28 protein-coding genes are annotated in these 24,858 nt (G+C 70.2%); 25 read left to right on the forward strand and 3 right to left on the reverse strand.

The features are described 5' to 3' along the window. The first annotated feature begins 3 nt into the window (after positions 1-3). The 4 genes from QO011_RS08750 to QO011_RS08765 are packed head-to-tail and all read left to right on the forward strand — an operon-like array spanning position 4 to position 3,482. On the forward strand, positions 4-1,098 hold the full coding sequence (locus QO011_RS08750) for an ABC transporter permease (RefSeq protein WP_370881925.1): 1,095 nt from the start codon (positions 4-6) through the stop codon (positions 1,096-1,098). Continuing rightward, a complete protein-coding gene (locus QO011_RS08755) occupies positions 1,095-1,955 on the forward strand; it encodes an ABC transporter permease (protein ID WP_307270374.1) in 861 nt (286 codons plus the stop codon). Before QO011_RS08750 ends, QO011_RS08755 begins: the two co-directional genes overlap by 4 nt. Then, positions 1,948-2,781: an ATP-binding cassette domain-containing protein gene (locus QO011_RS08760; RefSeq protein ID WP_307270377.1), complete on the forward strand. Its 834-nt coding sequence runs from the start codon at positions 1,948-1,950 to the stop codon at positions 2,779-2,781. Before QO011_RS08755 ends, QO011_RS08760 begins: the two co-directional genes overlap by 8 nt. Continuing rightward, positions 2,778-3,482 (forward strand): ABC transporter ATP-binding protein, encoded by a 705-nt coding sequence (locus QO011_RS08765; protein WP_307270379.1) that lies wholly within the window; start codon positions 2,778-2,780, stop codon positions 3,480-3,482. The genes QO011_RS08760 and QO011_RS08765 overlap by 4 nt, the downstream gene beginning before the upstream one ends. Before the next feature lie 39 nt (positions 3,483-3,521). On the opposite strand, the gene QO011_RS08770 is transcribed toward QO011_RS08765, so the two are convergent. Then, on the reverse strand, positions 3,522-4,106 hold the full coding sequence (locus QO011_RS08770) for a GNAT family N-acetyltransferase (protein WP_307270382.1): 585 nt from the start codon (positions 4,104-4,106) through the stop codon (positions 3,522-3,524). Between the two features lie 79 nt (positions 4,107-4,185). Beyond that, entirely contained in the window at positions 4,186-4,617 is a 432-nt protein-coding gene (locus QO011_RS08775; RefSeq protein WP_307270385.1) for an OsmC family protein, read from the reverse strand. 237 nt (positions 4,618-4,854) lie between these two features. Here QO011_RS08775 and QO011_RS08780 point away from each other — a divergent pair, with 237 nt between their 5' ends. The 20 genes from QO011_RS08780 to QO011_RS08875 all read left to right on the forward strand — a co-directional run bounded on the left by QO011_RS08780 (position 4,855) and on the right by QO011_RS08875 (position 23,279). Continuing rightward, on the forward strand, positions 4,855-5,673 hold the full coding sequence (locus tag QO011_RS08780) for a MetQ/NlpA family ABC transporter substrate-binding protein (protein ID WP_307270387.1): 819 nt from the start codon (positions 4,855-4,857) through the stop codon (positions 5,671-5,673). 69 nt (positions 5,674-5,742) lie between these two features. Further along, positions 5,743-6,885, forward strand: coding sequence for a methionine ABC transporter ATP-binding protein (locus QO011_RS08785; protein WP_370881926.1), 1,143 nt, complete (start codon positions 5,743-5,745; stop codon positions 6,883-6,885). Then, positions 6,866-7,519 (forward strand): methionine ABC transporter permease, encoded by a 654-nt coding sequence (locus tag QO011_RS08790; protein WP_307270390.1) that lies wholly within the window; start codon positions 6,866-6,868, stop codon positions 7,517-7,519. The genes QO011_RS08785 and QO011_RS08790 overlap by 20 nt, the downstream gene beginning before the upstream one ends. A gap of 22 nt (positions 7,520-7,541) precedes the next feature. Then, positions 7,542-7,943 (forward strand): hypothetical protein, encoded by a 402-nt coding sequence (locus tag QO011_RS08795; protein WP_307270392.1) that lies wholly within the window; start codon positions 7,542-7,544, stop codon positions 7,941-7,943. Next, on the forward strand, positions 7,940-8,554 hold the full coding sequence (locus QO011_RS08800) for a peptide deformylase (RefSeq protein ID WP_307270394.1): 615 nt from the start codon (positions 7,940-7,942) through the stop codon (positions 8,552-8,554). The genes QO011_RS08795 and QO011_RS08800 overlap by 4 nt, the downstream gene beginning before the upstream one ends. Positions 8,555-8,723: 169 nt before the next feature. Continuing rightward, positions 8,724-9,275, forward strand: a complete 552-nt coding sequence (locus QO011_RS08805; RefSeq protein ID WP_307270397.1) for a sterol desaturase family protein — start codon at positions 8,724-8,726, stop codon at positions 9,273-9,275. 256 nt (positions 9,276-9,531) lie between these two features. Next, on the forward strand, positions 9,532-10,050 hold the full coding sequence (locus QO011_RS08810; RefSeq protein ID WP_307270399.1) for a DUF1269 domain-containing protein: 519 nt from the start codon (positions 9,532-9,534) through the stop codon (positions 10,048-10,050). A gap of 53 nt (positions 10,051-10,103) precedes the next feature. Continuing rightward, entirely contained in the window at positions 10,104-11,315 is a 1,212-nt protein-coding gene (locus QO011_RS08815; protein ID WP_307270402.1) for a deoxyguanosinetriphosphate triphosphohydrolase, read from the forward strand. 96 nt (positions 11,316-11,411) lie between these two features. Further along, on the forward strand, positions 11,412-12,515 hold the full coding sequence (locus QO011_RS08820; RefSeq protein WP_307270404.1) for a DALR anticodon-binding domain-containing protein: 1,104 nt from the start codon (positions 11,412-11,414) through the stop codon (positions 12,513-12,515). Between the two features lie 75 nt (positions 12,516-12,590). After that, the gene (locus QO011_RS08825; protein ID WP_307270408.1) at positions 12,591-14,138 is read left to right on the forward strand and encodes an SPOR domain-containing protein; all 1,548 of its coding nucleotides are present in this window, start codon (positions 12,591-12,593) and stop codon (positions 14,136-14,138) included. A gap of 81 nt (positions 14,139-14,219) precedes the next feature. Beyond that, complete coding sequence (gene nagZ / locus QO011_RS08830; protein ID WP_307270411.1) at positions 14,220-15,242, forward strand: beta-N-acetylhexosaminidase; 1,023 nt, start codon at positions 14,220-14,222, stop codon at positions 15,240-15,242. 1 nt (position 15,243) lies between these two features. After that, complete coding sequence (locus tag QO011_RS08835) at positions 15,244-16,041, forward strand: segregation and condensation protein A (RefSeq protein ID WP_307270412.1); 798 nt, start codon at positions 15,244-15,246, stop codon at positions 16,039-16,041. An 11-nt stretch (positions 16,042-16,052) separates the two neighbouring features. Continuing rightward, positions 16,053-16,742 carry an SMC-Scp complex subunit ScpB gene (scpB, locus tag QO011_RS08840; RefSeq protein WP_307270415.1) on the forward strand — a complete coding sequence of 230 codons (690 nt, stop codon included), beginning with the start codon at positions 16,053-16,055 and terminating at the stop codon, positions 16,740-16,742. A 178-nt stretch (positions 16,743-16,920) separates the two neighbouring features. After that, positions 16,921-17,154 carry a twin-arginine translocase TatA/TatE family subunit gene (locus QO011_RS08845; RefSeq protein WP_307270417.1) on the forward strand — a complete coding sequence of 78 codons (234 nt, stop codon included), beginning with the start codon at positions 16,921-16,923 and terminating at the stop codon, positions 17,152-17,154. A 72-nt stretch (positions 17,155-17,226) separates the two neighbouring features. Next, positions 17,227-17,664 (forward strand): Sec-independent protein translocase protein TatB, encoded by a 438-nt coding sequence (tatB, locus tag QO011_RS08850; RefSeq protein WP_307270423.1) that lies wholly within the window; start codon positions 17,227-17,229, stop codon positions 17,662-17,664. A gap of 4 nt (positions 17,665-17,668) precedes the next feature. Next, the gene (gene tatC, locus QO011_RS08855; RefSeq protein WP_307270426.1) at positions 17,669-18,466 is read left to right on the forward strand and encodes a twin-arginine translocase subunit TatC; all 798 of its coding nucleotides are present in this window, start codon (positions 17,669-17,671) and stop codon (positions 18,464-18,466) included. 51 nt (positions 18,467-18,517) lie between these two features. Next, positions 18,518-19,915: a serine--tRNA ligase gene (serS, locus tag QO011_RS08860; RefSeq protein ID WP_307270429.1), complete on the forward strand. Its 1,398-nt coding sequence runs from the start codon at positions 18,518-18,520 to the stop codon at positions 19,913-19,915. 71 nt (positions 19,916-19,986) lie between these two features. Then, a complete protein-coding gene (gene surE, locus QO011_RS08865) occupies positions 19,987-20,763 on the forward strand; it encodes a 5'/3'-nucleotidase SurE (protein WP_307270432.1) in 777 nt (258 codons plus the stop codon). Beyond that, positions 20,760-21,431 carry a protein-L-isoaspartate(D-aspartate) O-methyltransferase gene (locus tag QO011_RS08870; RefSeq protein WP_307270435.1) on the forward strand — a complete coding sequence of 224 codons (672 nt, stop codon included), beginning with the start codon at positions 20,760-20,762 and terminating at the stop codon, positions 21,429-21,431. The genes surE and QO011_RS08870 overlap by 4 nt, the downstream gene beginning before the upstream one ends. A 246-nt stretch (positions 21,432-21,677) precedes the next feature. Beyond that, positions 21,678-23,279, forward strand: a complete 1,602-nt coding sequence (locus QO011_RS08875) for a peptidoglycan DD-metalloendopeptidase family protein (protein ID WP_307270437.1) — start codon at positions 21,678-21,680, stop codon at positions 23,277-23,279. A 111-nt stretch (positions 23,280-23,390) separates the two neighbouring features. Here QO011_RS08875 and QO011_RS08880 read toward each other — a convergent pair whose 3' ends face one another. Further along, on the reverse strand, positions 23,391-24,254 hold the full coding sequence (locus tag QO011_RS08880) for an ATP-binding protein (RefSeq protein WP_307270439.1): 864 nt from the start codon (positions 24,252-24,254) through the stop codon (positions 23,391-23,393). A gap of 235 nt (positions 24,255-24,489) precedes the next feature. Here QO011_RS08880 and yajC point away from each other — a divergent pair, with 235 nt between their 5' ends. Continuing rightward, entirely contained in the window at positions 24,490-24,834 is a 345-nt protein-coding gene (gene yajC, locus QO011_RS08885; protein ID WP_307270440.1) for a preprotein translocase subunit YajC, read from the forward strand. The last annotated feature ends 24 nt before the right edge of the window (positions 24,835-24,858 follow it).

Raw genomic sequence — 24,858 nt, forward strand, 5'->3', positions numbered from 1 at the left:
AGATTGGCGCAGGCCACCCTCCCGGCCCGGGATTTCGGACATGATGTGCGGCGGCCGTCCTCCCCGGAGGGCGGCCGCCGCAGGTTCGGCACGCTCGCCGCCGTGCTGCGCTGGCTGCGCAAGCTGGCGCTGACGCTGTTCGGCCTGATCCTCGTCACCTTCGCGATGACGCGGCTGTCGCCGGTCGACCCGGCGCAGCAGCTCGTCGGCGACCACGCCAGCCAGTCCTCCTACCAGGCGGCGCGGCAGGAGCTGGGCCTGGACGAGCCGCTCGCCGTCCAGTTCTGGCGCTATCTCGGGCGGCTGGCGGAGGGCGACCTCGGGCGGGCCACGTCCACCGGGCAGCCCGTCGCCGCCGACGTGGCGCGCACCTTCACCGCGACGCTGGAGCTGGCGACCGCGGCCATCGTCCTCGGCACCGTCGTCGGCCTCGCCCTGGGCATGATCGCGGCGATGCGGCCCGGCGGCCTCCTGGACGGCGCCATCCGCCTCGTCTCGCTGATCGGCTATTCCGTGCCGATCTTCTGGCTCGGCCTCCTGATGCTGCTCCTGTTCTATGCGCGGCTGCACTGGGCGCCGGGAACCGGGCGGCTCGACGTCGTCTACCAGTACACCCTCAAGCCGGTGACCGGCTTCGCGCTGATCGATGCGGGGCTGTGGGGCGCGCCGGGCGCCTTCCGCAGCGCCCTGGCGCATCTCGTGCTGCCGGGCCTGGTGCTCGCCTTCTACGCCCTCGCCGGCATCTCCCGGCTGACGCGCGCCGCCATCCTCGGCGAGCTGGCGCAGGAATATACGCTGACCGCCCGGGCCAAGGGCGCCGGCGCGGCCCGGGTGATCTTCGTCCACATCCTGCCGAACATCGCCGGCACGCTCGTCACCGTGGTCGCGCTCGCCTATGCCAACCTCCTGGAAGGCGCCGTGCTGACCGAGACCGTGTTCGCCTGGCCCGGGATCGGGCGCTATCTCACCGTGGCGCTGTTCGCCGGCGACACGGCCGCCATTCTCGGGGCGACCCTCGTCATCGGCGTCGCCTTCATCGCGCTCAACAGCCTGACGGATCTTGCCGTCGCCCGGCTCGATCCGAGGCGCGTGCGATGAGTGCCCAGGGTCCGACTTTCGGCATGGCCTTCGGCCGGCTGGCGCCCGTCGCGCGCCGCTCGCCTTCGCTGGCCGCGGGCGCCGCGATCCTGGCCGCGGTCACCGCCTGCGCGCTGTTCGCGCCGTGGCTGGCGCCCTACGATCCCAACCTGCAGGACACGGCGATCCGCCTCGCCGCGCCCTCGGCCGCCCATTGGCTGGGGACGGACGGGTTCGGCCGCGACCTGCTCTCGCGTCTCGTCTACGGCGCCCGGCCGACGCTGCTGATCGTCGTGCTGGTCGGGGCATTCATGGCGCCGGTCGGCGTCGCGGTCGGCATGGTCGCCGGCTTCTTCGGCGGCCTGACCGAGCGGGCGCTGATGATGCTCTGCGACATCGTGATGTCGTTCCCGCGCCTGCTCCTTGCCTTCGCCTTCGTGGCGATCCTCGGCCCGGGCCTGCTCAACGGCGTCATCGCCCTCGCCCTGACCAGCTGGCCCGCCTATGCCCGCCAGGCCAGGGTCGAGACGGAGGCCCTGCGCCGCAGCGACTATCTCGCCGCCGCGGAGATGGTGGGCATCCGTGGGCCGCGCCTGTTCGCCGGGCACATCCTGCCGCTGGTGCTGCCGTCGGCGATCGTGCGCCTCGCCCTCGATCTCGGCGGCATCATCCTGGCGGCCGCGGGCCTGGGATTCCTCGGGCTCGGCGTGCGCCCGCCCACGGCCGAATGGGGCTCGATGGTGGCGGAGGGCACGCAAGTGATCTTCGACCAGTGGTGGATCGCCGCCGCCCCGGGCGCCGCCATCTTCCTCACCAGCCTCGCCTTCAACCTGGTCGCCGACGGCTTGCGCGACCTCATGGATCCTCGCCATGGCTGAGCCGCTGCTGAGCGTGGAGGACCTGCACGTGGCGGCCATGGACGAGGGCGGCTCGCGTCCGGTGCTGCGCGGCATCTCCTTCGCCGTCGGCCGGGAGCGCGTCGCCCTCGTGGGGGAATCCGGTTCCGGCAAGTCGATGACGGCCCGCGCCATTCTCGGGCTGCTGCCGCGCGGCCTGCGCCGGACCGGCGGGCGCGTCGTGCTGGGGGGCACGGACCTCGCCGGGCTCGACGCCCGTGCCTGGCAGGGCCTGCGCGGCAAGGCCGTCGGCCTGGTGCTGCAGGATCCGAAGTTCTCGCTCAATCCGGCCCATCGCGTCGGCCGGCAGGTCGAGGAGACGCTGCTCCTGCACACGCGGCTGTCGCGGACCGAGCGACGGGAGCGTGCGCTGGACATGCTGGCGAAGGTCGGCCTCGACGATCCCTTGCGCGTCTATCGCAGCTATCCCGGCGAGCTGTCGGGCGGCATGGGCCAGCGTGTGATGATCGCGGCGATGCTGATCGCCGAACCGGCGCTCCTGATCGCGGACGAGCCGACATCGGCGCTGGACCAGGCCGTGCGCGGCCAGATCCTCGACCTCCTGCGGGGCCTCGCCGAGGAGCGGGGCATGGGCCTTCTCCTGATCAGCCACGACCTGCAGCAGGTCGCCAGCTTCGCGCATCGCGTCCTGGTGATGCATCGCGGCGCCATCGTCGACCGCCTGGCGGCCGAGCAGCTCGCCGATGCAACCCATCCCTATACCCGGGCCCTGTGGCAGGCGCGCCCGTCCGCGGCGACCCACGGCACCCGGCTGCCGACGGCGGCATGGCAGGAGGCGGCCCGATGAGCGCCGTGACGGTGAATCGGCTTTCGGTCGCGTTCCGCCGCGGCGCGGCGAGCTTCGCCGCGGTCCGCGATGCCGCGTTCACCGTGCGGACGGGCGAGATCTTCGGCCTGCTCGGACCGTCCGGCTGCGGCAAGACGACGGTGCTGCGCGTGCTCGCCGGCCTCGAGCGCACCTGGACGGGGGACGTGTCGGTGCTCGGCACGCCGCTCCATCCCGGCCGGCGAATCGAGGGCGAGCTGCGCCGCGAGGTCCAGATGGTGTTCCAGGATCCCTATGCCTCGCTGCATCCGCGCCACCGCATCGCCCGCACCCTCGGCGAGCCGCTGCGCGCGCGCCGGGAGGGCGACGTGGAGCGGAGGGTCGCGGCGATCCTGGCCGAGGTCGGACTGGCCGGCGACATCGCCGCGCGCTTTCCTCACGAGCTCTCCGGCGGCCAGCGCCAGCGCATCGCCATCGCCCGGGTGCTGCTGCTGCGGCCGCGGCTGCTGCTCTTGGACGAGCCGACCTCGGCGCTCGACCTGTCGGTCCAGGCGGGCGTGCTCAACCTCCTCACCGACCTTCGCGCCCGTCACGGCATGACCATGGTGCTGGTCAGCCATGACGGGGATGTCGTCGGGCACCTGTGCGACCGTGCCGCCAGGATGGAACGCGGCGCGGTCGTCGAGATTCTGGACCGACAGGGCCTGGAAGTCGGATCCTGAGCGGGATCTCCGATTGCGGCATGTCCGGCCTCGCCAAGGTCAGGCGCCGAGGTCGAGGCGCATCAACGGGCGGCGAGGGGAACGCCGGGCAATCTCGCGGAAGCCGAGCTTGCTGAACACCGAGGCAATGCCGGTGAAGCCGTCGCCCCAGACGAGCGGCCTGTCCGCCTCGACCGGGCAGACCTCGATCGCGGTGGCGCCGGCACGGCGCGCCATGTCGATGGCCGCCAGCGACAGCTCGCGCATCAGGCCGCGCCGCGTGTAGCCCTTGCGCACGAAGAAGCAGGTCAGGGCATAGACGATGCCCGCATCGGACAGGCCCTCGACGGGTTTCGACACTTTCGTCGTTTCGAACCGGGCGAAGTTGCGGCGCTGGCCGACGGCGCACCAGCCGATGGCCAGGTCGTTCTCATAGGCCAGCACACCAGGCGCGGGGCCGCGGACGACGATCTGGTGAAACATCGCCTTGCGATCCGCCTTCGGCATCACGAGATAGTCCGCGCGCCGCAGCCTCGGCCACAAGCACCAGCAGCCGGAATTGCCGCCGCGGTCGGGGCCGAACAGGGTCTCGAAATCGGCCCAGCGATCGGGCGTCAATGCATGGAACGAGATCGGCTCGTGCATGTCCCTCTCCTGAGCGTTTCCGTTTTGTTCCATATGTGACCAGTCTTGTCCAGCGTCCTCGAACGCAGGACGGACGCCCTCAATGCGGATCCGCGCGCGATACCTCGAAGGCCGGCTGGTCGCGCAGCGTGTTGCTGACCGTGCAGATGGTCTCGGCAGCGGCGACGATGGCGTCCTTGGCCGCTTCGTCGAGATCGCCGTCGACGCCGAGGACGATGTGGAACCGTTCGACGCGCGAGGGCCCGTCCGCCGCCTTGCTGCCGCTCACGGTGGCGCTGAGCTCCGCGACCTTGTCGAGCATCCCGAGCTCGCTCGCCGCGATCCGGGCGCTGAGGACGAGGCAGGCGGAGAGCGAGGCGTAGAGCAGGTCGAGCGGATTGAAGCCGGGCTCCGACGGACGCGTGACCACGGAGAGCTCGCCGCCGGTGACGGAGGCCACGGAGGGCTGCCCGGTGCGCCCGAGCCTCGCCGTCGCGCCCGTCGCCCGGGTCTTGATGGTTCCAAGGGCCATTGCTGCTCCTTCCCTGCTGTGCTCGGCGGGCCATGTCGGCGGCGCATGGCTGCATCGCATGGCGCCCTGCGTGCGATTATTCTATGTCTACCGGCGATATAGAACAACATGTTCTCTTGAAAGAACGTTCCGTCCGTTTTAAAAAACGGCCGACGAGCAGCCGGACCTGCCGGCGGAGCGCCGCCGAAGGCCGTCCGCATGCCTGGCCGGTGCGCCAGCGATTTTCAGGAGATGTCCATGAGGATGAACCCGCTCCGCCGCGTCCTGATCCAGGCGGCGCTGCTGCTGCCGGCCCTGGCGGCGCCGATCCTGGGCGCAGGCCATGCCCGCGCCGACGACACGACGGTGCGCGTCGGCATCATGAGCGCCGAGGACGAGGACGTCTGGGCCGTGGTGTCCGAGGAGGCCAGGAAGCGCGGCCTCACCGTCAAGCTCACCGTCTTCAACGACTATACCCAGCCCAACGAGGCGCTGGAGAACGGCGAGCTCGACGCCAACGCCTTCCAGCACAAGCCCTACCTCGACAACCAGATCAAGACGCGCGGCTACCACATCGTGCCCGTCGGCTACACGGCGGTCTGGCCGATCGGGCTCTATTCGCGCAAGGTCCACAAGGTGGCGGACCTGCCGAACGGCGCGGTGATCGGCGTGCCGAACGATCCGAGCAACGAGGGGCGGGCCTTGCGCCTGCTGGAGCACGAGGGCCTGATCAAGCTCAAGCCCGAATCCGGCATCCTGGCGACGACGCTGGACATCGTCGACAATCCCAGGAACCTCGCGATCAAGGAGCTCGATGCCGGCATCGTCGGCCGCTCGATCGACGATCTCGACGCCGCGGTCGTCAACACGGACTGGGCGCTGAAGTCGAACCTGACCCAGGCCGACCGCATCGCCACCGAGCCGGTGGCAGACAACCCCTATCGCAACTTCATCGCCGTCAAAGCGGGGCACGAGACCGATCCCTGGGTGAAGACGCTGGTCGCCTCCTACGAGAACGACACGGTGCGCGAGGCCCTGGCCAGGATCTACAAGGGCACGGCCCTGCCGGCCTGGTGAACTCGGCCGCAACGAGGTTTTCGTCATGCGCCGGTCTCCGGCGCATGACGCTGTTTTGAGGACGCAGCGATGACGGCACATCCCAGGGCGGAGGACGGGCAGGCGGCGGACGGGGCGCTGCCGGGCGCGGCCGATGCGGCGCCCCGGCCGTCCGAAACGATGCTGCGCCTCGTCCATGTCGCCAAGCGCTTCGGGGCGGTGGCGGCGATCGACGACGTCTCGCTGGAGGTTCGGCGCGGCGAGATCCTGGGCGTGATCGGACGCAGCGGCGCCGGCAAATCCACCCTGATCCGTTGTCTCAACGGCCTGGAGAAGCCGGATTCCGGTCGCGTCGAGATCCAGGGGCGGGACATCGTGCCGCTCGGCGAGGGCGAGCTGCGCCGGGTGCGCGGCCGCATCGGCATGATCTTCCAGCACTTCAACCTGCTTTCGGCCAAGACCGTGGCCGACAATGTCGCCCTGCCGCTGAAGATTGCGGGATGGCCGCGCCACCAGCGCCGGGAGCGGGTTGCGGCGCTGCTGCAGCTGGTCGGCCTGGAGGCGAAGGCCTCGGCCTATCCCGCGCAGCTCTCGGGCGGGCAGAAGCAGCGTGTCGGCATCGCCCGGGCGCTTGCCGCCGATCCGGCGCTGCTGCTTTCGGACGAGGCGACGTCCGCGCTCGATCCGGAGACGACCGCCTCGATCCTGGCGCTGCTGCGCGACATCAACCGCAAGCTCGGGCTCACCATCGTGCTCATCACCCACGAGATGAGCGTGATCCGCGCCATCGCCGACCGGGTGGTGGTGCTCGATCACGGCCGCATCGCGGAGGAGGGCGACACCGCCGCCCTGTTCGCGCGCCCGCGCACCGAGATCACCCGCCGCCTGCTGGCGCCGGGCGAGATGCCGGCCACCGGCGAGGCGGCGGAGAGCCCCGGCATCCTGCCCATGGGCCTCGCCGCGGCCTGGGCGCCGGGGCTCGACGCGGTGTTCCGCCTCACCCTCGCGGGCGGCCTGGCCGAGCGCCCGGTTCTGACCGACCTCGCCGCCGCCACCGGCGCAGCCCCGATCATCCTGCGGGCGCAGGCCTCGGGTGTGCGCGAGGCGGCTGCCACCACCATCCTCTTCGCCGCTCGCGACGCGACGCCCGAGCTCATCGACCGGATCGAACGCCATCTCGCGGCAGCCGGCGCCACCGTGGAGATCCTCGGCTATGCCCAGCGTTCCGCTTGAACCCCTGCTTGCTGCGCTGCAGCAGACCGTGGTGATGACGCTGGTCTCCGGCGCCATCAGCTTCGTCGTCGGCCTGCCCCTCGGCCTCGTTCTGGTCGGCACCGCGCCGGGTGGGATCTGGGAGAACGCCTGGGTCAACAAGGGGCTGGGGGCGGTGGTCAACGCCTTCCGCTCGCTGCCCTTCATCATTCTGCTGGTGGCGCTGATCCCGCTGACCCGGCTCCTCGTCGGCACCTCGATCGGCACGGCGGCGGCCGTCGTGCCGCTGTCGATCTCCGCCATCCCCTATTTCGGACGCGTGTCGGAGGTCTGCCTGCGCGAGGTCGACCGCGGCCTGATCGAGGCGGTCAAGGCCATGGGCGGCGGCAGCTGGACGATCATCCGCGAGGTGCTGGTGCCCGAGGCCCTGCCGAGCCTGATCTCCGGCTTCACCGTCACGCTGGTGCTGCTGATCGGCGCCTCGGCCATGGCCGGTGCGGTGGGGGCGGGCGGGCTCGGCGATCTCGCCATCCGCTACGGCTATCAGCGCTTCGAGACTTCGGTCATGATCGCGGTGATCGTCGTGCTGATCGCGCTGGTGTCGCTGGTGCAGGCCGGAGGCGACAGGCTGGCGCGGGTCTTCGACCATCGCTGAGGCAGATCTTTCGGGAGGTGTGATGCCGGACAGGCCGAACAGAAGACAGGGGCCTTCCACCCGGGCCATCCATCCCGGCTACGATCCGGCGAGCGCGCAGGGCGCGCTGACGCCGCCGGTCTCCATGACCTCGACCTTGCTCTCCATGAAACCCGCATGCACGACCCACGCGACCTCGAGGCGCCGGAGCTCGGCTCAGGCGATTGCCGAGATGACCGCCATTCATCCGGCTGTCGCGTCCCTGTCCTATCCGGGCCTGCCGGCCCCGCCTGATTCGGAGCTCGATGGCGGTGTCGTTGCGGGAGTTGCCTTGATGGACGCCCTTGCGCTGGTCAGCCGCGCCGTCGGCCTTGAGAACACCGAGGATCTCCTGGACGATGTCGAGCAGGCGCTTGCCGCGGCAGCGCGGGGAGGGCGGCCATGACGGTGCTGCCGATCGTGCGCGTCGGCGATCCCGTGCTGCGGAGCCGGGCCGACGAGGTGCCGCTCGAGGCGATCGCCTCGCCCGAGATCCAGAGCCTGATCGACGACATGATCGCCACCATGCGCGATGCGCCGGGCGTCGGCCTGGCGGCGCCGCAGGTCGGCCAGGCCCGCCGCATCATCGTGGTGGAGGATCCGCCGCAGGCGATCGAACGCCTGAGCGAGGAGCAGCGCCAGGACCGGCAGCGGACTGCGGCGTTTCCCCTGCAAGTCTTCGTCAATCCGCGCCTGCGCCTCCCGGCCGAAGGCCGGAAGGTCGTCTTCCCGGAGGGCTGCCTCAGCATTCCCGGCTATGCCGGGCTGGTCGAGCGCGATCTCGATGTCGAGATCGCCTTCTTCGATCGGCATGGCACGTTCCACGACTGGATGCCGCTCACGGGCTGGCCGGCCCGAATCGTCCAGCACGAGGTCGACCATCTCGACGGCGTGCTCTACACCGACCGCCTCGTGCCGGGCTCGCTGATGGCAGAGGAGACGATGCGCCAACGCCTGCAGGAGCAGTCGGTCGCCGCATTGATCGCGGATTGCTCCCGGGAAGGGGAGGTCGGGTGAGCCTGGAGATCGGTTCCGGCGCCCGGGATCGGCGGCCTATGCGGGGCGGCCGCATTTTGCCATACATGCATCGTTTCATGGCGTGGGCGTGGGGGCGGCGATGCCTCGCTCGCCCGGGATCTCGGGCATTTGCGTCCGCGCGGGATGCGACAATGATTGGGCATCGATCATGAACTTGAACAGGGTCCTCTATTTCGGCGATTTCGTCGCCAGTCCGCTCGCCATCCTCGGCCTCGCCCTGGTCGTGCTGGCGCAGCGCGACCTCTCAGCGTTCGGCCTGTGGCTCCTGGCCTTCGCCGTCGGCTGCGGCGCCTGGACCCTGGTCGAGTATATCGTGCATCGATGGGTGTATCACAATGTGAGATTCTTCGACGAAATGCACGATGCGCACCATCAGGACCCGTTGAGCATGATCGGCGCTCCGTCCTTCGTCAGCATCGCGATGATCTTTCTGGTGTTCTACGCGCCCCTGTTCTTCATCGATCGAACGGTGGCCGGCGGCTTCACCGGCGGTATCCTGCTCGGCTATCTCGCCTATACCCTCGTGCACCACGCTTCGCACCATTGGAAGCTGAAGCCCGGCGGCCTGCTCTATCGCGCGCGGCTGCGGCACATGGCCCACCATTTCCACGGCGTGGAAGGCAATTACGGGGTGACCACCGCGTTCTGGGACCACGTCTTCGCCACCTATATCGAACCGCGGCGGCGGCGCGCGTCCTGAGGCTGCGCCAACGGTATCGGGGGCAATCTGTGGCCGCTGCATTCTGAATTCTGCATCGATGCGCTCGGCGTGACCGCGATGCGGCAGCCGGCCACGCGACGACGCTGGGCCATGGGCGCTGCGTCCCGATCCCCGTCAAGCACCCGACATCGAGATCGCTTACTCCAGCGCTATATTGACGGAAGGCTGCCGCCCCGCCGATCATCGTCGTCAAGCGGAAGCGGCCAGTCCTGCCCCGATCGACATGGAGAGCGCAATGTCCGACCTCGTCGCCATCATCTATCCCACGGAAGAGCAGGCCGAATCCGTCCGCAAGACGCTGTTCGAGCTGCAGAAGGAATATGTGATCGAGCTCGGCGACGCGGTGATCGCGGTGAAGGCTGCCGACGGCTCCGTCAAGCTCAACCAGCTCTTCAACACCACGGCGGTCGGCGCCCTGTCCGGCGGTTTCTGGGGGCTGCTGATCGGCACCATCTTCCTGATGCCGGTGATCGGGGCGGCCCTCGGCGCGGCGTCGGGCGCCGTCGGCGGCGCCCTGACCGATTTCGGCATCAACGATGCCTTCATGAAGGACCTGTCGAGCAGCCTCCAGCCCGGGAACGCCGCCCTGTTCGTCCTCATCCGCAAGATGACCGCCGACAAGGTGCTGGATGCGGTGAAGGGCACCGGCGGGACGGTTCTCAAGACCTCCCTCGACCACAGCAAGGAGCAGGCGCTGCGCGACGCGATCGCCGGCCTGCCCCCCGTGCCGCCGGCTGCTCCGGCCGCGTCCTGACGCCTGCAGTCCGCAGCGCCGCCATCGTCGGCGCTGCGGCCGGACCAAGACCCATGGACATTCCCGATTGCATCGTGCGTCCGCGCGGACCGTGGGCGGTGGCCCCACAGTCCCGCGGCCGGCTGGTGCCCGAGCCGCCGTCGCCGACCCGCACCGACTTCCAGCGCGATCGCGACCGGATCATCCATTCCACCGCGTTCCGACGCCTCAAGCACAAGACGCAGGTTTTCGTCACCCACGAGGGCGACCATTACCGCACGCGTCTCACCCACAGCATCGAGGTGGCGCAGATCGCCCGCTCGATCGCCCGCTCCCTGGCTCTCGACGAGGATCTCGCCGAGGCGCTCGCGCTGGCGCACGATCTCGGCCATACGCCTTTCGGCCATACCGGCGAGGACGCCCTCGACGAGGCCATGCGCCCCTATGGCGGCTTCGATCACAACGCCCAGTCCCTGCGCATCGTCACCCGGCTCGAGCAGCGCTACGCCGCCTTCGACGGCCTGAACCTCGCCTGGGAGACGCTGGAAGGCCTGGTCAAGCACAACGGACCGATGGTCGCGCCGGACGGGACGCCGCTCGGCGCCTATGTCTCACGCGGCATCCCGGCCGCCATCCTGGAATACCAGGCGCTGCAGGATCTGGAGCTTGCGAGCTATGCCAGCGCCGAGGCCCAGGCCGCGGCCGTGGCTGACGACATCGCCTACAATGCGCACGATATCGACGACGGCCTGCGCGCCGGCCTGTTCCAGCTCGACGATCTCGCGGTGGTGCCGCTGGTGGCCGAGCTGCTCGCCGAGATCGGCGCACGCCATCCCGGGCTCGACCGGGCCCGCACCGCCCACGAGCTGATGCGCCGCATCATCACCCGTCTGGTGGAGGACGTCATCGGCCTCGGGCGCCGCGCTTTCGAGAGCGGCCGCTATCGGTCGGCCGACGATGTCCGCCGCGCCGGCCATGCCCTCGTCGGCTTCTCGCCGGCCATGGCCGGCGCCGATCGGGCGATCAAGGATTTCCTCTATCCCAACATGTACCGGGCGCCGCGGGTGATGAAGATCCGCATCGCGGCGGCCGAGGTCGTCGTGAACCTGTTCCAGCGCCTGTTCCACGACATCGCGGCCCTGCCGCCGGAATGGCAGCAGGGGCTGGCGGGAGCGGACGAGAACAAGCGCGCCCGCCGCGTCGCGGACTATATTGCCGGCATGACCGATACGTTCGCGCTCAGCGAGCATCGGCGCCTGTTCGACAGCGCGCCGGATCTGCGATAGGACGCGCGCCCCGAGGCAGATCCCGAAGTCTCGGCGGGGGTTGGCGGACCGGCCCGGTGTTCCGATCCGTGAAACGCCGCCGAGCGCGCACGCGTCATGGATGTATTCGCCCTGTTCGAAGCCCATGTCCGGGCCGCGCTCGCGGCCGAGGGCGCCATCACCGGCGTCGCCGATCCCGCCGGCATCACCGTCGAGACGGCGCGCGAGCCCGGACGCGGCGATCTCACCACCACGGCGGCGATGGCGTTCGCCGCTGCGTCCGGCCTGCCGCCGCGCGATCTCGCCGAACGCCTGGCGGCGCGCCTCGCCCGCCTGCCCGGCGTGACCCGGGCCGAGGCGGCCGGGCCGGGATTCGTCAATCTCAGCCTCGCCCCCGCGGTCTGGGCCGATGTGCTCGCCGCGATCCTGGCCACCGGCAACGCCTATGGGCGCAGCGCCGCGGCGCCGGGCGGGGCGGCCCGGGTCGGACGCGTCGAGCCGGAGGCGATCGGGCTGCTCGATCCCGACCATGGACGCCAGGCAGTCCTCGCCGACGCGCTGGCCGGCCTGCTCGAGGCGGCCGGACGCGTGGTGCGGCGGGTGCCGATGGTCGATGGCCCGCGGAAGGCGCGCACATGCGGCCCGGTCAGGGTCCTCAGCCGCGGCCGGCCGCTCGGTGGGGTGCCGAGCTTCGGCGCGCTGGCGGAGGAGGCCGGCTGGGACGCCGTGCGCTTCGCGATGCTGTCGGTCCCCGACGAAGCTCCGCTCGCTCTCGACCTGGCTGCGCTGGTCGACCTCTCCTGGGACAATCCGCTCTTTCGCGTGCACTATGCCCATGCCCGCTGCCGCTCGGCGTTCCGGGCCGCGCGGGAGACGGCGGCCGGCCTCGCCGATCGGGATGCCCTGCGCAGCGCGGATTTCGCCCTGCTCGTGGACGAGCGTGAAACGATGCTCCTGAAACGGCTCGCCCGCTACCCCAGGCTGATCGGGGAGGCGGCCGCTGTACATCGGCCGCATCGGGTGGCATTTTATCTCGGCGAGCTCGCCGACGATTTCCATGCCTATTGGAATTGGGGCAGAAATACCCCAGATTTACGGTTCATTAGGGATGAAAGTGGAAGCTTGACCCGTGCTCGCCTGGCGCTCGTGCTCGGCGTCGAGACGGTGCTGGCCTCCGGCCTCGCCTTGCTGGGTGTGTCCGCGCCGGACGAATTGCGCTGACATCGTTTGTCTTCATGACCGGAAGATTACGGTGGATGCTGCCCAAGAGGGCCTGGAACGACGATGAACGAGTCGATGAACCGCCGTTACGCCCGTGACGACTTCGCTCAGCAGAGCGCAGCGCCGGAGGATCCGCTTGCCGAGCTGGCGCGGATCGTCAACAAGAACGACCCCTTCGCCGACCTGTTCAACGAGGCCCGCACCGCTCCGGCCGGCCAGCAGCGTGCCGCGCAGCCGACGGCGCCGGCCGACGACCTGTTCGAGGGCGATCTGCGCGGCAGCTACGATCCGCAGCAGGAGACCGCCCGGACCGCGCCACGCTTCCGCGGCCAGGCGGCCCCTTCCTATGGCGGACTCTCGCGCGGCCAGGCGCAGGCCTCGGGCGGCGCACGAGCGGCAGCCGTGCCGATCGCCGACGAGGACGACGCTGCCTATCACCCCTCCCACGCCTATGCCGCGCCCGCGGACGGGCCTTATACCGAGACCGGTGGCGCCCCCCTCGACGACGAATTGCGCGCCGCGCCCTATGTCGCCGAGGATGCCGAAGAGGACTATCGCCAGTCGCGCGGACGCGGCATCGCCGGCATCGGTATCCTTGTCGGCCTGGTCGCCCTGGCGGCGATCGGCGGCGGCGCGGCCTATGCCTGGAAGAGCGGCGTGTTCGATTCGGGCACGATGATGGGCACCCGCGGCGAGCCGCCCCTGATCGTGGCCAGCAAGGAGCCGACCAAGATCAAGCCGGAGGCGCCGGCCTCCACCGACATGCCGACGACGACGAAGGAGATCTTCGATCGCGTCAGCCAGGACCGGACCGAGGTTCCCGAGCGGATCATGCCGCGCGAGGAGCAGCCGGTCGCCATCGCCGCCGCCGTCCCCGACGCGCCCAAGCCGGCGGCCCCGCCGCCCGCGCTGCCGCCCCTGCCGGCCGAGCAGACCGGCGCGGTCGCGCCGCCGCCGCTGCCGACCCGTGGCCTGCCGGCCGCTCTCGCGCCCCCTTCCGAGCCCCGGCGCGTCAAGACCGTCAAGGTGCTGGCGGATGGCACGATCGTCACCGGCGAGGCGCAGGCTGCGCCATCCGCCGACCCTCAGCAGCCCGTCGTCGACGCCGGCGTGCCCTCGCTCGCCGTCCCGCAGATAACGACCGCCGACACCCCGCTGACCGCGCCGCCGGGGCAGGCGCCTGCGGCCGCCGATACGCCGGACGCTGCCGCGGCGCCGCCTGCGCCCAGGCCGGTCGCCGTGCCGCCGGTGCGGCCGAAGAGGATCGCAGCCGCGCCGGTGAAGCCGGCCGAGGCGCCGCCCGCGGCTCCGGCTGCCGACCAGCCGCACATGCAGGTCGCCTCCCTCGAGGCGAGCCCGCCGGAGGCCACCGGCAGCGGCTTCGTCGTGCAGGTCTCCTCGCAGAAGAGCCAGGCCGATGCGATCGCCGCCTTCCAGGCCTTGCAGCGCAAGTTTCCCGCCGTGGTGGGCGGCATGAAGCCTTCGATCAAGAAGGCTGAGGTCGGCGACAAGGGCACGTTCTACCGCGTCCGGGTCGGCGGCTGGCAGGCGCGGGACCAGGCCACGACCTTCTGCGTCAAGCTCAAGGCGGCGGGTGGCGACTGCGTCGTCACGCGCAACTGAGCAGCGTCTCGTGGCGCGCAAAGTCTTCCCGCCCGCCGGGAAGGCTTTGCGCGTCTGGATTTCTCTCCTCCCGGGTGCCCGATGCCTGTTTCGGCTGTGATTCTTGGTTGTGCCGACCCGGCGCTGACGCCGGAGGAACGGGCCTTCTTCCGCGACGCCGATCCCTGGGGCTTCATCCTGTTCCGCCGCAATATCGGCACGCCGCAGGAGGTGCGGGCGCTCACGGCCGCGCTGCGCGAGGCGGTCGGCCGCGAGGCGCCGGTGCTGGTCGACCAGGAAGGCGGGCGCGTCCAGCGCCTCGGCCCGCCGCATTGGCCGAAATATCCGCCGGGCCGCCATTACGGGCGCGTCCATGCCAATGATCCGGTGACACGCCGCGAGATCACCCGCCTCGCCGCCCGCCTCATCGCCCATGACCTCACGACGGTCGGCATCAATGTCGACTGCATCCCGGTGCTGGACGTGCCGGCGCCCGGATCGCACGAGATCGTCGGCGACCGGGCCTACGGGGCCGACGCAGTGACGGTCGGCACGCTCGGCCGCGCCGCCGCGGAGGGCCTGCTGGCAGGTGGCGTGCTGCCGGTCATCAAGCATGTCCCCGGCCATGGCCGGGCGACGGTCGACAGCCACCTGACGCTGCCCGTGGTCGACGCGCCGCTGGCCGAGCTCGAGGCCTCGGACTTTCTGCCCTTCCGCATGCTGTCCGACATGCCGATCGGCATGAGCGCCCATGTCGTCTACACCGCGATCGATCCGGCCGCGCCCTGCACCACGTCGAGGACGGTGATCCGGCGGGTGGTTCGCGGCGCGATCGGCTATGACGGCCTGCTGGTGAGCGACGACCTGTCGATGCAGGCCCTGGCCGGTTCCCTGGGCGAGCGCGCTGCCGCAGCCTTCGCCGCGGGCTGCGATGTCGGGCTGCACTGCAACGGACGGATGGAGGAGATGCTGCAGGTGATGGACGCAGCCCCGCGGCTCGCCGGCAAGGCCCGCCGCCGTGCCGAGGCGGCGCTGGCCCGCATCCGCCACCTGCCCGAGCCGGTCGACGTGGCCGAAGCGCGGGCGCGGCTCGACGCCGCCCTCGCCACGCTGCAGGCCGCCTGAGATGGCCGGGCCGTTCGACTTCACCCAGTCGGACGATCGGGCCAGCGATGACCCGACGCTGGTGGTCGACGTCGACGGCTTCGAAGGCCCGCTCGACCTCTTGCTCGAGCTGTCGCGGCGCCAGAAGGTCGACCTTGCCCGCATCTCCATCCTGGCGCTCGCCGAGCAGTATCTCGCCTTCATCGAGGCGGCGCGCAAGCTGCGCCTGGAGCTGGCGGCCGACTATCTCGTCATGGCGGCCTGGCTGGCCTATCTCAAGTCGCGTCTGCTGCTGCCCGAGCCGCCCAAGGGCGAGGAGCCGCCGGCCGCCGAGCTCGCCGCTGCGCTGGCCTTCCGCCTCAAGCGCCTGGAGGCGATGCGGACGGCCTCGGAAAGCCTGCAGGGGCGCCCGCAGCTCGGGCGCGAGGTGTTCTTCCGCGGCATGCCGGAGGGGGTGAGGCGCAGCGACGCCCCCCGTTACGAGGCGACGCTCTACGACCTCCTCTCCGCCTATGCCCGGCAGCGCCAGCGCTCGGTGCTGGCGCGCGTGCGCCTGCCCGACCGCAACGTCTGGACGCTGGCCGAGGCGCGCGAGCTGCTCGAGCGCCTGGTCGGCCCGGCGCACGACTGGACCAGCCTCACCGACTTCCTCCTGGACTATCTCGCCGATCCCGCCACCCGCGCCACGGTCAAGGCGTCGAGCTTCTCGGCCAGCCTGGAGCTCGCCAAGGAGGGCAGGCTCGATTTGAGGCAGGACAAGGCCTTCGCGCCGATCTATATCCGCGGCAGGGGCGCCCGCGGCCGCGCGGGCGAGACATAGAGGACTCCCGATTGGGCAAGCTCGAGCCCGCCACGGATGCACCGGAGGCATCGGCCGTCCAGGAGCATGTCAGGCTCGTGGAGGCCCTGCTGTTCGCTGCCGTCGAGCCGCTCGACGAGGCGGCGCTGCGGGCGCGGCTGCCGGACGGCGTCGACCTGCCGGCCGTGCTCGCCGCCCTGCGGCAGGACTATGCCGGCCGGGGCGTCAACCTCGTGCGGCTCGGCGGCCGCTGGGCCTTCCGCACGGCCTCGGACCTCGCCTGGCTGATGGCCCCCGATGCGGCGGAGCCGAAGAAGCTTTCCCGCGCCGCCCTGGAGACGCTGGCGATCATCGCCTATCACCAGCCGGTGACGCGGGCCGAGATCGAGGAGATCCGCGGCGTCTCCATCTCCAAGGGCACGCTGGACCTGCTGCTCGAGACCGGCTGGGCCCGGCTGCGCGGGCGCCGCCGCGTGCCGGGGCGGCCGGTGACCTACGGCACCACCCCGGCTTTCCTCGACCATTTCGGGCTCGACGGCATCGGCGACCTGCCGGGGCTGGACGAGCTGAAGGGCGCCGGCCTCCTCGACGGGCGCCTGCCGCCCGGCTTCAGCGTGCCCATGCCGTCCGACGACAGCGCCTTGACGCCGGACGAGGAGCCGCTCGACGCGGCCGACCTGTCGATGTCCTTCCCGCCGCCGGAGCCCGAGGAGGGCGCCTGATCTTCGTCGCTCATTCGCCGCCGTGGGCGCAGCGCCGCAGGCCCGGCTCCATGTTTGATTCGGCCGAAGTCCTTGTTTTTGCCGCGGCGGCCGCATAGCTTGCAGTCATGATCGGGTCGTGAGCGTCGCCGTCGATGGGACATCGCATCCGGGGCGCTGAACACCTTGGGAGGTTTTCATGGGTGGCTTGAGTCTTTGGCATTGGATCGTCGTTCTCATCATCGTCATGCTGCTGTTCGGGCGCGGCAAGGTGTCCGACCTGATGGGCGACGTCGCGAAGGGCATCAAGTCCTTCAAGAAGGGCATGGCCGACGATGAGCCGGTGGCCGCGTCCTCCACGCCGAACGAGTCGGTGAAGACGATCGACAACCAGGCCGGCACGCCGGTGAAGCCCGAGCAGAAGGTCGGCTGACCTCTGCGCTTCCCTTGGACGCCCGGCGCGTAAGCGCGGCGCAGCCGCCCTCTTTGCCGGACAACTTGTGCGATGCTGGATATCGGATGGACTGAGCTCCTGCTGATCGCCGTCGTGGCGATCGTGGTCATCGGGCCGAAAGAGCTGCCCGAGGCCTTGCGCTCGCTTGGCCGGATGACGACCAGGCTGCGCCGCATGGCCGGCGAGTTCCAGAGCCAGTTCAACCAGGCATTGCGCGAAGCCAACCTGGAAGACGTGAAGCGCGACTTCGATTCGATCCGCCAGTCGGCTTCGTCGCTGGGTGGCGGCTTCAACCCGATGGCGCTGGCGCGCGACGAGATCCGGGGCGCCATCACCGGCTCCGCCGTCGCACCCTCGGCCGTGGTCGATACGGCGCTGACCAGCTCGGCAGCGGTCTCGGCCGCGCCGCCGAGCGTGGTGGCCGAGCCGGAGACGCCGCCGGAGCCCATTCCCTCGGCCTTCGCGACGTCGTCGGCCTTCAAGCGATAGACCCATGACCCAGGAGGACATCGACGCCACGAAGGCTCCGTTGCTGGAGCATCTGATCGAGTTGCGATCACGGCTGATCAAGTCGATGATCGCCTTCGTGGTGCTGTTCATCTGCTGCTTCTTCGTCGCCAAGCCGATCTACAACATCCTGCTCTGGCCGTTCGAATGGGCGGCGTCGCAGGCGGGCGTGCCGGACGTCAGGCTGATCTACACGGCGCCGCTCGAATATTTCTTCACCCAGATCAAGGTGGCGATGTTCGGCGCCGCCTTCATCGGCTTTCCCGTGGTGGCGACGCAGATCTACATGTTCGTGGCGCCGGGGCTCTACCGCCACGAGCGCGACGCCTTCCTGCCCTATCTCATCGCCACGCCGATCTTCTTCCTGATCGGGGCGCTGATGGTGTTCTTCTTCGCCATGCCGATGGTGATGAAGTTCTCGCTGGCGATGCAGCAGGCCGGCGGCGACGGCCGGGCGGCGATCCAGCTCCTGCCCAAGGTGGAAGACTATCTCAGCCTGATCATGACGCTGATCTTCGCCTTCGGCATCACCTTCCAGCTTCCCGTGGTCCTGACGCTGCTCGGGCGCATCGGCATCATCGACTCCGCCTTCCTGCAGGCCAAGCGGCGCTACGCCATCGTCATCGTGTTCATCATCGCGGCGCTGCTGACCCCGCCCGACGTGGTCAGCCAGTTGTCGCTTGCCGTCCCCGGCCTCCTCCTTTACGAACTCTCGATCTATTCGGTCCGCCTGGTCGAGAAACGGCGAGCGGCCGCCGAGGCGCAGGCGACGTCCGCGACCTGACGGGCGGTGCGCCTGCCTTCTCCCGCCGGGCCCCGGTGCGGGAGAGGTTCGATGTATGACGTGAAGTGGATCCGCGACAATCCGGGTCTCTTCGACGAGGGCCTGGCCCGGCGCGGCGCAGTGCCGCCGGCATGGCGCTCCGAGCATATCCTGGCGCTCGAGGCCGAGCGCCGCGCCATCGTCACGCGCCTGCAGGCCTCCCAGGAACGCCGCAACGCCGCCTCCAAGGAGATCGGCCAGGCCAAGGCGCGCAAGGACGAGGCCGCGGCTCAGGCGCTGATGGCGGAGGTCGCGGCGCTGAAGCAGTCCATGCCGGCGGACGAGGCCGTCTTGCGGACGGCCGACGCCGCGCTCAACCGGCTGCTCTCGGAGATTCCAAACCTGCCGGCGGACGACGTGCCGCTCGGCGCCGACGAGCACGGCAATGTCGAGCGGCAGACCCGTTACGGCATGCCGCGCGCCTACACGTTTGCGCCGCGCGAGCATTTCGAGATCGGCGAAGGGCTCGGCCTGATGGATTTCGAGACGGCGGCCAAGCTGTCGGGCGCCCGTTTCGTGGTGCTGAAGCGCGGGCTGGCCCGACTCGAGCGCGCCATCGGCCAGTACATGCTCGACACGCATGTCGGCGAGCACGGCTATATCGAGGTCAACCCGCCACTGCTCGTGCGCAGCGAGACGATGTTCGGCACGGCGCAGCTGCCGAAGTTCCGCGACGATCAGTTCTTCGCCGGCACCCATGACGGCGTCGACGGGCAGTACGAGACCGCCATCGACAGGATCGCCGCGGGCGCTGCGGCGTCCGAGGCCCTGCAGGCGGCGCGCGAGGAGGCGAACCAGCGGCGGCTGTGGCTGATTCCCACCGCCGAGGTCCCGCTCACCAACCTGGTGCGCGAGGCCATCACGCCCGAGGAGGAGCTGCCGCTGCGCCTCACTGCGCTGAGCCATTGCTTCCGGGCCGAAGCCGGCGCTGCCGGGCGCGACACCCGCGGCATGATCCGCCAGCACCAGTTCCAGAAGGTGGAGCTCGTCTCGATCACCACGCCGGAGGAGAGCCGGGCCGAGCACGAGCGCATGCTGGCCTGCGCCGAGGCGGTGCTGAAGGGGCTCGACCTGCATTACCGCGTGATGACGCTGTGCACCGGCGACATGGGCTTTGCCAGCCAGAAGACCTATGACATCGAGGTCTGGCTGCCGGGGCAGGGCGCCTTCCGCGAGATCTCGTCCTGCTCGGTCTGCGGCGATTTCCAGGCCCGGCGCATGAATGCGCGCTACCGCCCGCGCGGCGGCGGCCAGCCCCGCTACGTCCACAGCCTCAACGGGTCCGGCGTCGCCGTCGGGCGGGCGCTGGTGGCGGTGCTGGAGACCTACCAGAACGCCGACGGCTCGGTCACGGTGCCCGAGGTGCTGCTCCCCTACATGGGCGGCATCCGGCGCCTCGAGACGGCCTGACGGCCCCTTCCTCCCGGCCATGCCGGGCAGGCGAACCTTCCCATCACGCTGATTCCCGCGAAAGGCTTCCGATGCGCATCCTGCTCACCAACGACGACGGCATCCATGCGCCGGGGCTGGTCGCATTGGAGGCCATTGCCCGCGCCCTCTCCGACGACGTCGTGGTCATCGCTCCGGAGACCGACCAGTCCGGCGTCTCCCATTCGCTGTCCTTGAGCGATCCCTTGCGCGTGCGCCACATCGGCGAAGGCCGCTATGCCGTGCGCGGCACGCCGACCGACTGCGTGCTGATGGGCGTGCAGCACATCCTCAAGGACAAGAAGCCGGACCTGGTGCTCTCCGGCGTCAACCGCGGCCAGAACATCGCCGAGGACGTCACCTATTCCGGCACCATCGCCGGCGCGATGGAGGGCACGCTGCTCGGCATTCCCTCGGTGGCGCTGAGCCAGGGCTACGGCTTCGGCAGCGACAACCGCAAGCCGCGCTGGCGCTGCGCCGAGACCCACGCGCCGGGGATCATCCGCAAGCTCCTGGCCCACGGCTTCGCCAAGGGCGTGCTGTTCAACGTCAACTTCCCCGACTGCGAGCCGGAGGAGGTCGTCGGCATCTCCACCACCATCCAAGGGCGGCGCGATGTCGCGGCGCTGATGGACGTGGTGGAACGCGAGGACTATCGCGGCAACCTCTACTACTGGCTGGCACCGCGCCGGGAGCGGCCGACGCCACTGGAGGGGACGGACCTGTGGGCGATGTACCAGAAGCGCATCTCGGTGACGCCGCTGAAGCTCGACCTCACGGACGTGGCGGCGCTGGAGCGCCTCGCCGAGGTGTTCGACGGGATCAAATGAGCGAGCCGTCGCCGCCGGCCGTGGAATCGGCCCATGCGCAGGAGATGATGGCCTTCATCCTGCGCCTGCGCTCGCGCGGGCTGACGGACCAGAAGGTGCTGAACGCCGTCTCGACCCTGCCGCGGCCGGTCTTCGTCCTGCCGGCGCATGCCGGGCTCGCCTGGGGCGACTATGCCCTGCCGATCCAGTGCGGCCAGACCATCACGCCGCCGGTGCTGGTGGCGACCATCGCCGAGCGCCTGGAGATCGAGCCCGAGCACCGTGTCCTCGAGATCGGCACGGGATCGGGCTATCTCACGGCGGTCCTGGCGCGCCTGGCCAGGCGGGTGCTGACCATCGACCGCTGGCGCACCCTGGTGACGGAGGCGGAGGAGCGGCTGCGCGCCGTCGCCATTCTCAATGTCACCATGATGGTGGCGGACGGGCGCGAGGGCTGGAAGGTGCAGGCCCCGTTCGATCGCATCGTCACCACAGCGGCCGTGCCCGAGATTCCCCGGGTGCTGCTCGACCAGCTCGCTCCCGGGGGCCGGCTGATCGCGCCGGTCGGGGAGGCGGGGGCCGAGCAGCGCCTCGTCATGCTCACCCGGGGCGGGGAGGGGACTGGCGAGACCACGATCATGGCGGTCCGCGCCTCGCCGATGCGCGCAGGCGTCGCCGACCGCCTGTGAGGCCGGGCCGGCGACGTGGGATTACCCATCCCAGGTTGCATAAATCCTGAACGACGCTCGCAAAATTCGCATGGCGCTTAAGCCCTTGTTTACCCCAACAAGGGCCTAATGACGGCATCGATTTGTTGCGTTCTGTGAGCGTTGCCCATGCGTACCTCGGTCGAGTTTGTCCGTCCGCGCCATCTGACGCGTGTCGCCGTTGTCGCTCTCCTCGCTGGTCTCGCCGCGGGCTGCAGCTCTGATACGATGCGCTTTTCGGAGAACCCCTTCTCCGATCCCTTCCGGTCCCAGCCGCAGCAGACCGCCGCCATCCAGCCGGCTCCGGCCTATCCGACCCCACGGGTGCGGGCGCAGCCGCTGCCGCCGGTCGGCAGCGTCGCCGCCCAGCCGCTGCCGCCGCTCGCGCCCGTGGCCTCGGTGCCGGCGGCGGGCGCGCCCCGGCCGATATACGGCTACAACCAGCCAGTGCAGAGCGCGCGTCCGGCCCAGCCCGTGGTGACTGGCAGCGTCCAATCCGCGAGCCCGCGCATCGGCGGCTTCAAGGGGGGCGGCTGGAGTGCCGCCGGCGGCACGGTGGTCGCGGCCGGCGCCGGCGACAGCGTCTACACCCTGTCGAATCGCTATGGCGTTCCCGCCGACGCCATCATGAGCGTGAACGCCCTGTCCGCACCGAACCTCGTGCCCGGCCAGCGCATCACCATTCCGGTTTACAGCACCGTCAGCGCGGCTCCGCCGCCACCGCCGAGCGTGGCGCAGCCGTTGCCCGCGGCCCAGCCGCTGCGGGCGGAGGCGCCCGTCGCCAAGCCGGTCCGCACGGTGGCGGTGCAGCCCCAGCATGTGCCCGAGCCCGAGCCGATCGTGCCGCCCAGGCCGGTCGCGCAGGCCTTGCCGGCGGCGCCCAGGCCCGCCGAGCCGAAGGCGACGGTGCTGGCGCAGGAGGGCGGCCTCCATGTGGTCAAACCGGGCGAGACGCTGACCTCGATCGCGCTGGCCTATGGCACGACCCGGCCGCGGCTGGCGCATGACAATGGCATCGACGAGTGGACGAATGTGCGCATCGGCCAGAAGCTGAAGGTGCCCGGCGCGAACACCGCCGCGGCCAAGCCGGCTGCCGTCAAGCCGGTGCATGTCGCTACGGTCAAGCCCGAGCCGGCCATGGCCGAGCAGCCGGTCAAGCCGGCTCGTCTGGCCGCCAAGCCGGCTGCGCCCGTCAAGCCCGTCAAGCCCGTGCAGGTCGCCGCGGTGAAGCCCGAGCCGGTCGCCAAGCCCGCGCCGGCCGCCAAGCCGATGGCCGCGCCCAAGGCGACAGCCAAGGTCGTCGCGCCGGTGGAGCCCAAGCCGGTGCAGACGGCCACGATCAAGCCGCAGCCCGCGCAGCCCCAGCCGGCGCAGCCCGAGCCTGCTGCCACGGCCAGCATCCCGGCCCAGAAGGAGGACGCGCCCCAGCAGGCGGCGCTCGAGACGCCGGCGCAGCGTAGCAACACGCCGGAGTTCCGCTGGCCGGTGCGGGGCCGGGTGATCCAGAGCTTCGGCCAGAGTGGTGACGGCATCAACATTGCCGTTCCCGAAGGCACCGATGTGCGCGCGGCCGAGAATGGCGTCGTCGCCTATGCCGGCAACGAGCTCAAGGGCTATGGCAACCTGGTGCTGATCCGCCATGCCGACGGCTACGTCACGGCCTATGCCCATGCCAAAGATCTGAACGTCAAGCGTGGCGATACCGTCAAGCGCGGCCAGGTGATCGCCACGGCCGGCCAGACCGGCAACGTCACCTCGCCCCAGCTGCTGTTCGAGCTGCGCAAGGGCGCGCAGCCGGTCGATCCGCGGCCCTATCTCTCCGGTACCTGAGACACTTTCGTCTTCGCGCGAGACCCCGAGACGAATGTGAGGAGCGGCCCGGCGTCAGCGTCGGGCCGCTTCCTCGCGTGCGCACGCCGAAGGGACCGCCTTGCGCCGCCGTCAGGCCAGGGTCCTGCCGAGGCGGCCGGCGAGGTCCTGCACGTACTGCCAGGCGGTGCGGCCGGAGCGCGCACCGCGCGTCGTCGCCCATTCCAGCGCTTCCGACCGGACCCGGTCGCGATCCGCCTCCAGGCCGAAATGCTCGGCATAGCCGAACACCATGGCGAGATAGTCGTCCTGGCTGCAGCGGTGAAATCCGAGCCACAGGCCGAAGCGGTCGGACAGCGACACCTTCTCCTCGACCGCCTCGCCGGGATTGATCGCGGTCGAGCGTTCGTTGTCGATCATGTCGCGCGGCATCAGGTGCCGGCGGTTGGAGGTGGCGTAGAAGACGACATTGTCCGGCCGGCCTTCGACGCCGCCGTCGAGGGCCGCTTTCAGCGACTTGTACGAGGTATCGTCGGAATCGAAGGAGAGGTCGTCGCAGAACACGATGAAGCGGCATGCCGCGCCGCGGATCAGGCCCATGAGCTCGGGCAGCGTCTCGATGTCCTCGCGATGGATCTCGACCAGCTTCAGCCCGCCGATGCGCCCGTTCACGTCGGCATGGGACGCCTTGACCAGCGAGGACTTGCCCATGCCGCGAGCGCCCCAGAGCAGGGCATTGTTGGCCGGCAGCCCCCTGGCGAAGCGCTCGGTGTTCTCCACCAGGATGTCGCGCACCAGGTCGATGCCCCGGAGCAGCGGCATCGCCACGCGGTTCACCTTGGCGACCGGAGCCAGCCGATGCTCCTGTGCCTGCCAGACGAAGGCTTCGGCGGCGTCGAAATCGGGTTTCGGGCGGGGCGGCGGCGCCATGCGCTCCAGGGCGTCGGCGATGCGCTGGAGCAGGGGGGCGAGTTCGGCGAGGGACGGTTCGGTCATGACGGGATGGCCATAGCGTGGAAGGCGAGGGGAGGGAAGGGCCGGCGAAGCCGTCCGGGCCAGCGAAGCCGTCCGGGCTGGCGCGGCCAGGCCTGGCGGTGCAGCATGGACGCGTTTTAATGCCGGGCCATCCGGTTCGATTTGCTTTCATAAAGTCCATCGCTATAGTCCGCGCAAATTCGCGGCCGGCAAGTTTCTGACCAGCTTGCCCGGCCGCTTTTTTGGAGGACGGTTGATGTTCGTGACGCCCGCCTTTGCACAGTCGGCGCCTGGCGCCGGCGGCGGCGATCTGCTCGCGGGCCAGTTCGGGATGATCATCCCGCTGGTCCTGATGTTCGTGATCTTCTACTTCCTGCTGATCCGTCCGCAGCAGAAGCGGCAACGCCAACACCAGGAGCTGATCAAGAACGTGCGGCGCGGCGACATCGTCATCACCAATGGCGGCCTGGTCGGCAAGGTGACGAAGGCCGGCGATGGCGACAGCGAGATCGAGGTCGAGATCGCCGAAGGCGTGCGCGTGAAGATCGTGCGCGGCATGCTCGCCGACGTGCGCGCCAAGGGCGAGCCGGTCAAGGCCTGAGGCCCGACGCGGCAGAGCGGAGCG

Origin of the sequence: Labrys wisconsinensis, from assembly GCF_030814995.1 — a bacterium.
GTDB lineage: Bacteria > Pseudomonadota > Alphaproteobacteria > Rhizobiales > Labraceae > Labrys > Labrys wisconsinensis.

Coding starts and splice junctions, on each gene's coding strand:
- QO011_RS08755 (WP_307270374.1), top strand. CDS start 1,095: ATGAGTGCCCAGGGTCCGACTTTCGGCATGGCCTTCGGCCGGCTGGCG.
- QO011_RS08760 (WP_307270377.1), top strand. CDS start 1,948: ATGGCTGAGCCGCTGCTGAGCGTGGAGGACCTGCACGTGGCGGCCATG.
- QO011_RS08765 (WP_307270379.1), top strand. CDS start 2,778: ATGAGCGCCGTGACGGTGAATCGGCTTTCGGTCGCGTTCCGCCGCGGC.
- QO011_RS08770 (WP_307270382.1), bottom strand. CDS start 4,106: ATGCACGAGCCGATCTCGTTCCATGCATTGACGCCCGATCGCTGGGCC.
- QO011_RS08775 (WP_307270385.1), bottom strand. CDS start 4,617: ATGGCCCTTGGAACCATCAAGACCCGGGCGACGGGCGCGACGGCGAGG.
- QO011_RS08780 (WP_307270387.1), top strand. CDS start 4,855: ATGAGGATGAACCCGCTCCGCCGCGTCCTGATCCAGGCGGCGCTGCTG.
- QO011_RS08785 (WP_370881926.1), top strand. CDS start 5,743: ATGACGGCACATCCCAGGGCGGAGGACGGGCAGGCGGCGGACGGGGCG.
- QO011_RS08790 (WP_307270390.1), top strand. CDS start 6,866: ATGCCCAGCGTTCCGCTTGAACCCCTGCTTGCTGCGCTGCAGCAGACC.
- QO011_RS08795 (WP_307270392.1), top strand. CDS start 7,542: ATGCCGGACAGGCCGAACAGAAGACAGGGGCCTTCCACCCGGGCCATC.
- QO011_RS08800 (WP_307270394.1), top strand. CDS start 7,940: ATGACGGTGCTGCCGATCGTGCGCGTCGGCGATCCCGTGCTGCGGAGC.
- QO011_RS08805 (WP_307270397.1), top strand. CDS start 8,724: ATGAACTTGAACAGGGTCCTCTATTTCGGCGATTTCGTCGCCAGTCCG.
- QO011_RS08810 (WP_307270399.1), top strand. CDS start 9,532: ATGTCCGACCTCGTCGCCATCATCTATCCCACGGAAGAGCAGGCCGAA.
- QO011_RS08815 (WP_307270402.1), top strand. CDS start 10,104: ATGGACATTCCCGATTGCATCGTGCGTCCGCGCGGACCGTGGGCGGTG.
- QO011_RS08820 (WP_307270404.1), top strand. CDS start 11,412: ATGGATGTATTCGCCCTGTTCGAAGCCCATGTCCGGGCCGCGCTCGCG.
- QO011_RS08825 (WP_307270408.1), top strand. CDS start 12,591: ATGAACCGCCGTTACGCCCGTGACGACTTCGCTCAGCAGAGCGCAGCG.
- nagZ (WP_307270411.1), top strand. CDS start 14,220: ATGCCTGTTTCGGCTGTGATTCTTGGTTGTGCCGACCCGGCGCTGACG.
- QO011_RS08835 (WP_307270412.1), top strand. CDS start 15,244: ATGGCCGGGCCGTTCGACTTCACCCAGTCGGACGATCGGGCCAGCGAT.
- QO011_RS08845 (WP_307270417.1), top strand. CDS start 16,921: ATGGGTGGCTTGAGTCTTTGGCATTGGATCGTCGTTCTCATCATCGTC.
- tatB (WP_307270423.1), top strand. CDS start 17,227: ATGCTGGATATCGGATGGACTGAGCTCCTGCTGATCGCCGTCGTGGCG.
- tatC (WP_307270426.1), top strand. CDS start 17,669: ATGACCCAGGAGGACATCGACGCCACGAAGGCTCCGTTGCTGGAGCAT.
- serS (WP_307270429.1), top strand. CDS start 18,518: ATGTATGACGTGAAGTGGATCCGCGACAATCCGGGTCTCTTCGACGAG.
- surE (WP_307270432.1), top strand. CDS start 19,987: ATGCGCATCCTGCTCACCAACGACGACGGCATCCATGCGCCGGGGCTG.
- QO011_RS08870 (WP_307270435.1), top strand. CDS start 20,760: ATGAGCGAGCCGTCGCCGCCGGCCGTGGAATCGGCCCATGCGCAGGAG.
- QO011_RS08875 (WP_307270437.1), top strand. CDS start 21,678: ATGCGCTTTTCGGAGAACCCCTTCTCCGATCCCTTCCGGTCCCAGCCG.
- QO011_RS08880 (WP_307270439.1), bottom strand. CDS start 24,254: ATGACCGAACCGTCCCTCGCCGAACTCGCCCCCCTGCTCCAGCGCATC.
- yajC (WP_307270440.1), top strand. CDS start 24,490: ATGTTCGTGACGCCCGCCTTTGCACAGTCGGCGCCTGGCGCCGGCGGC.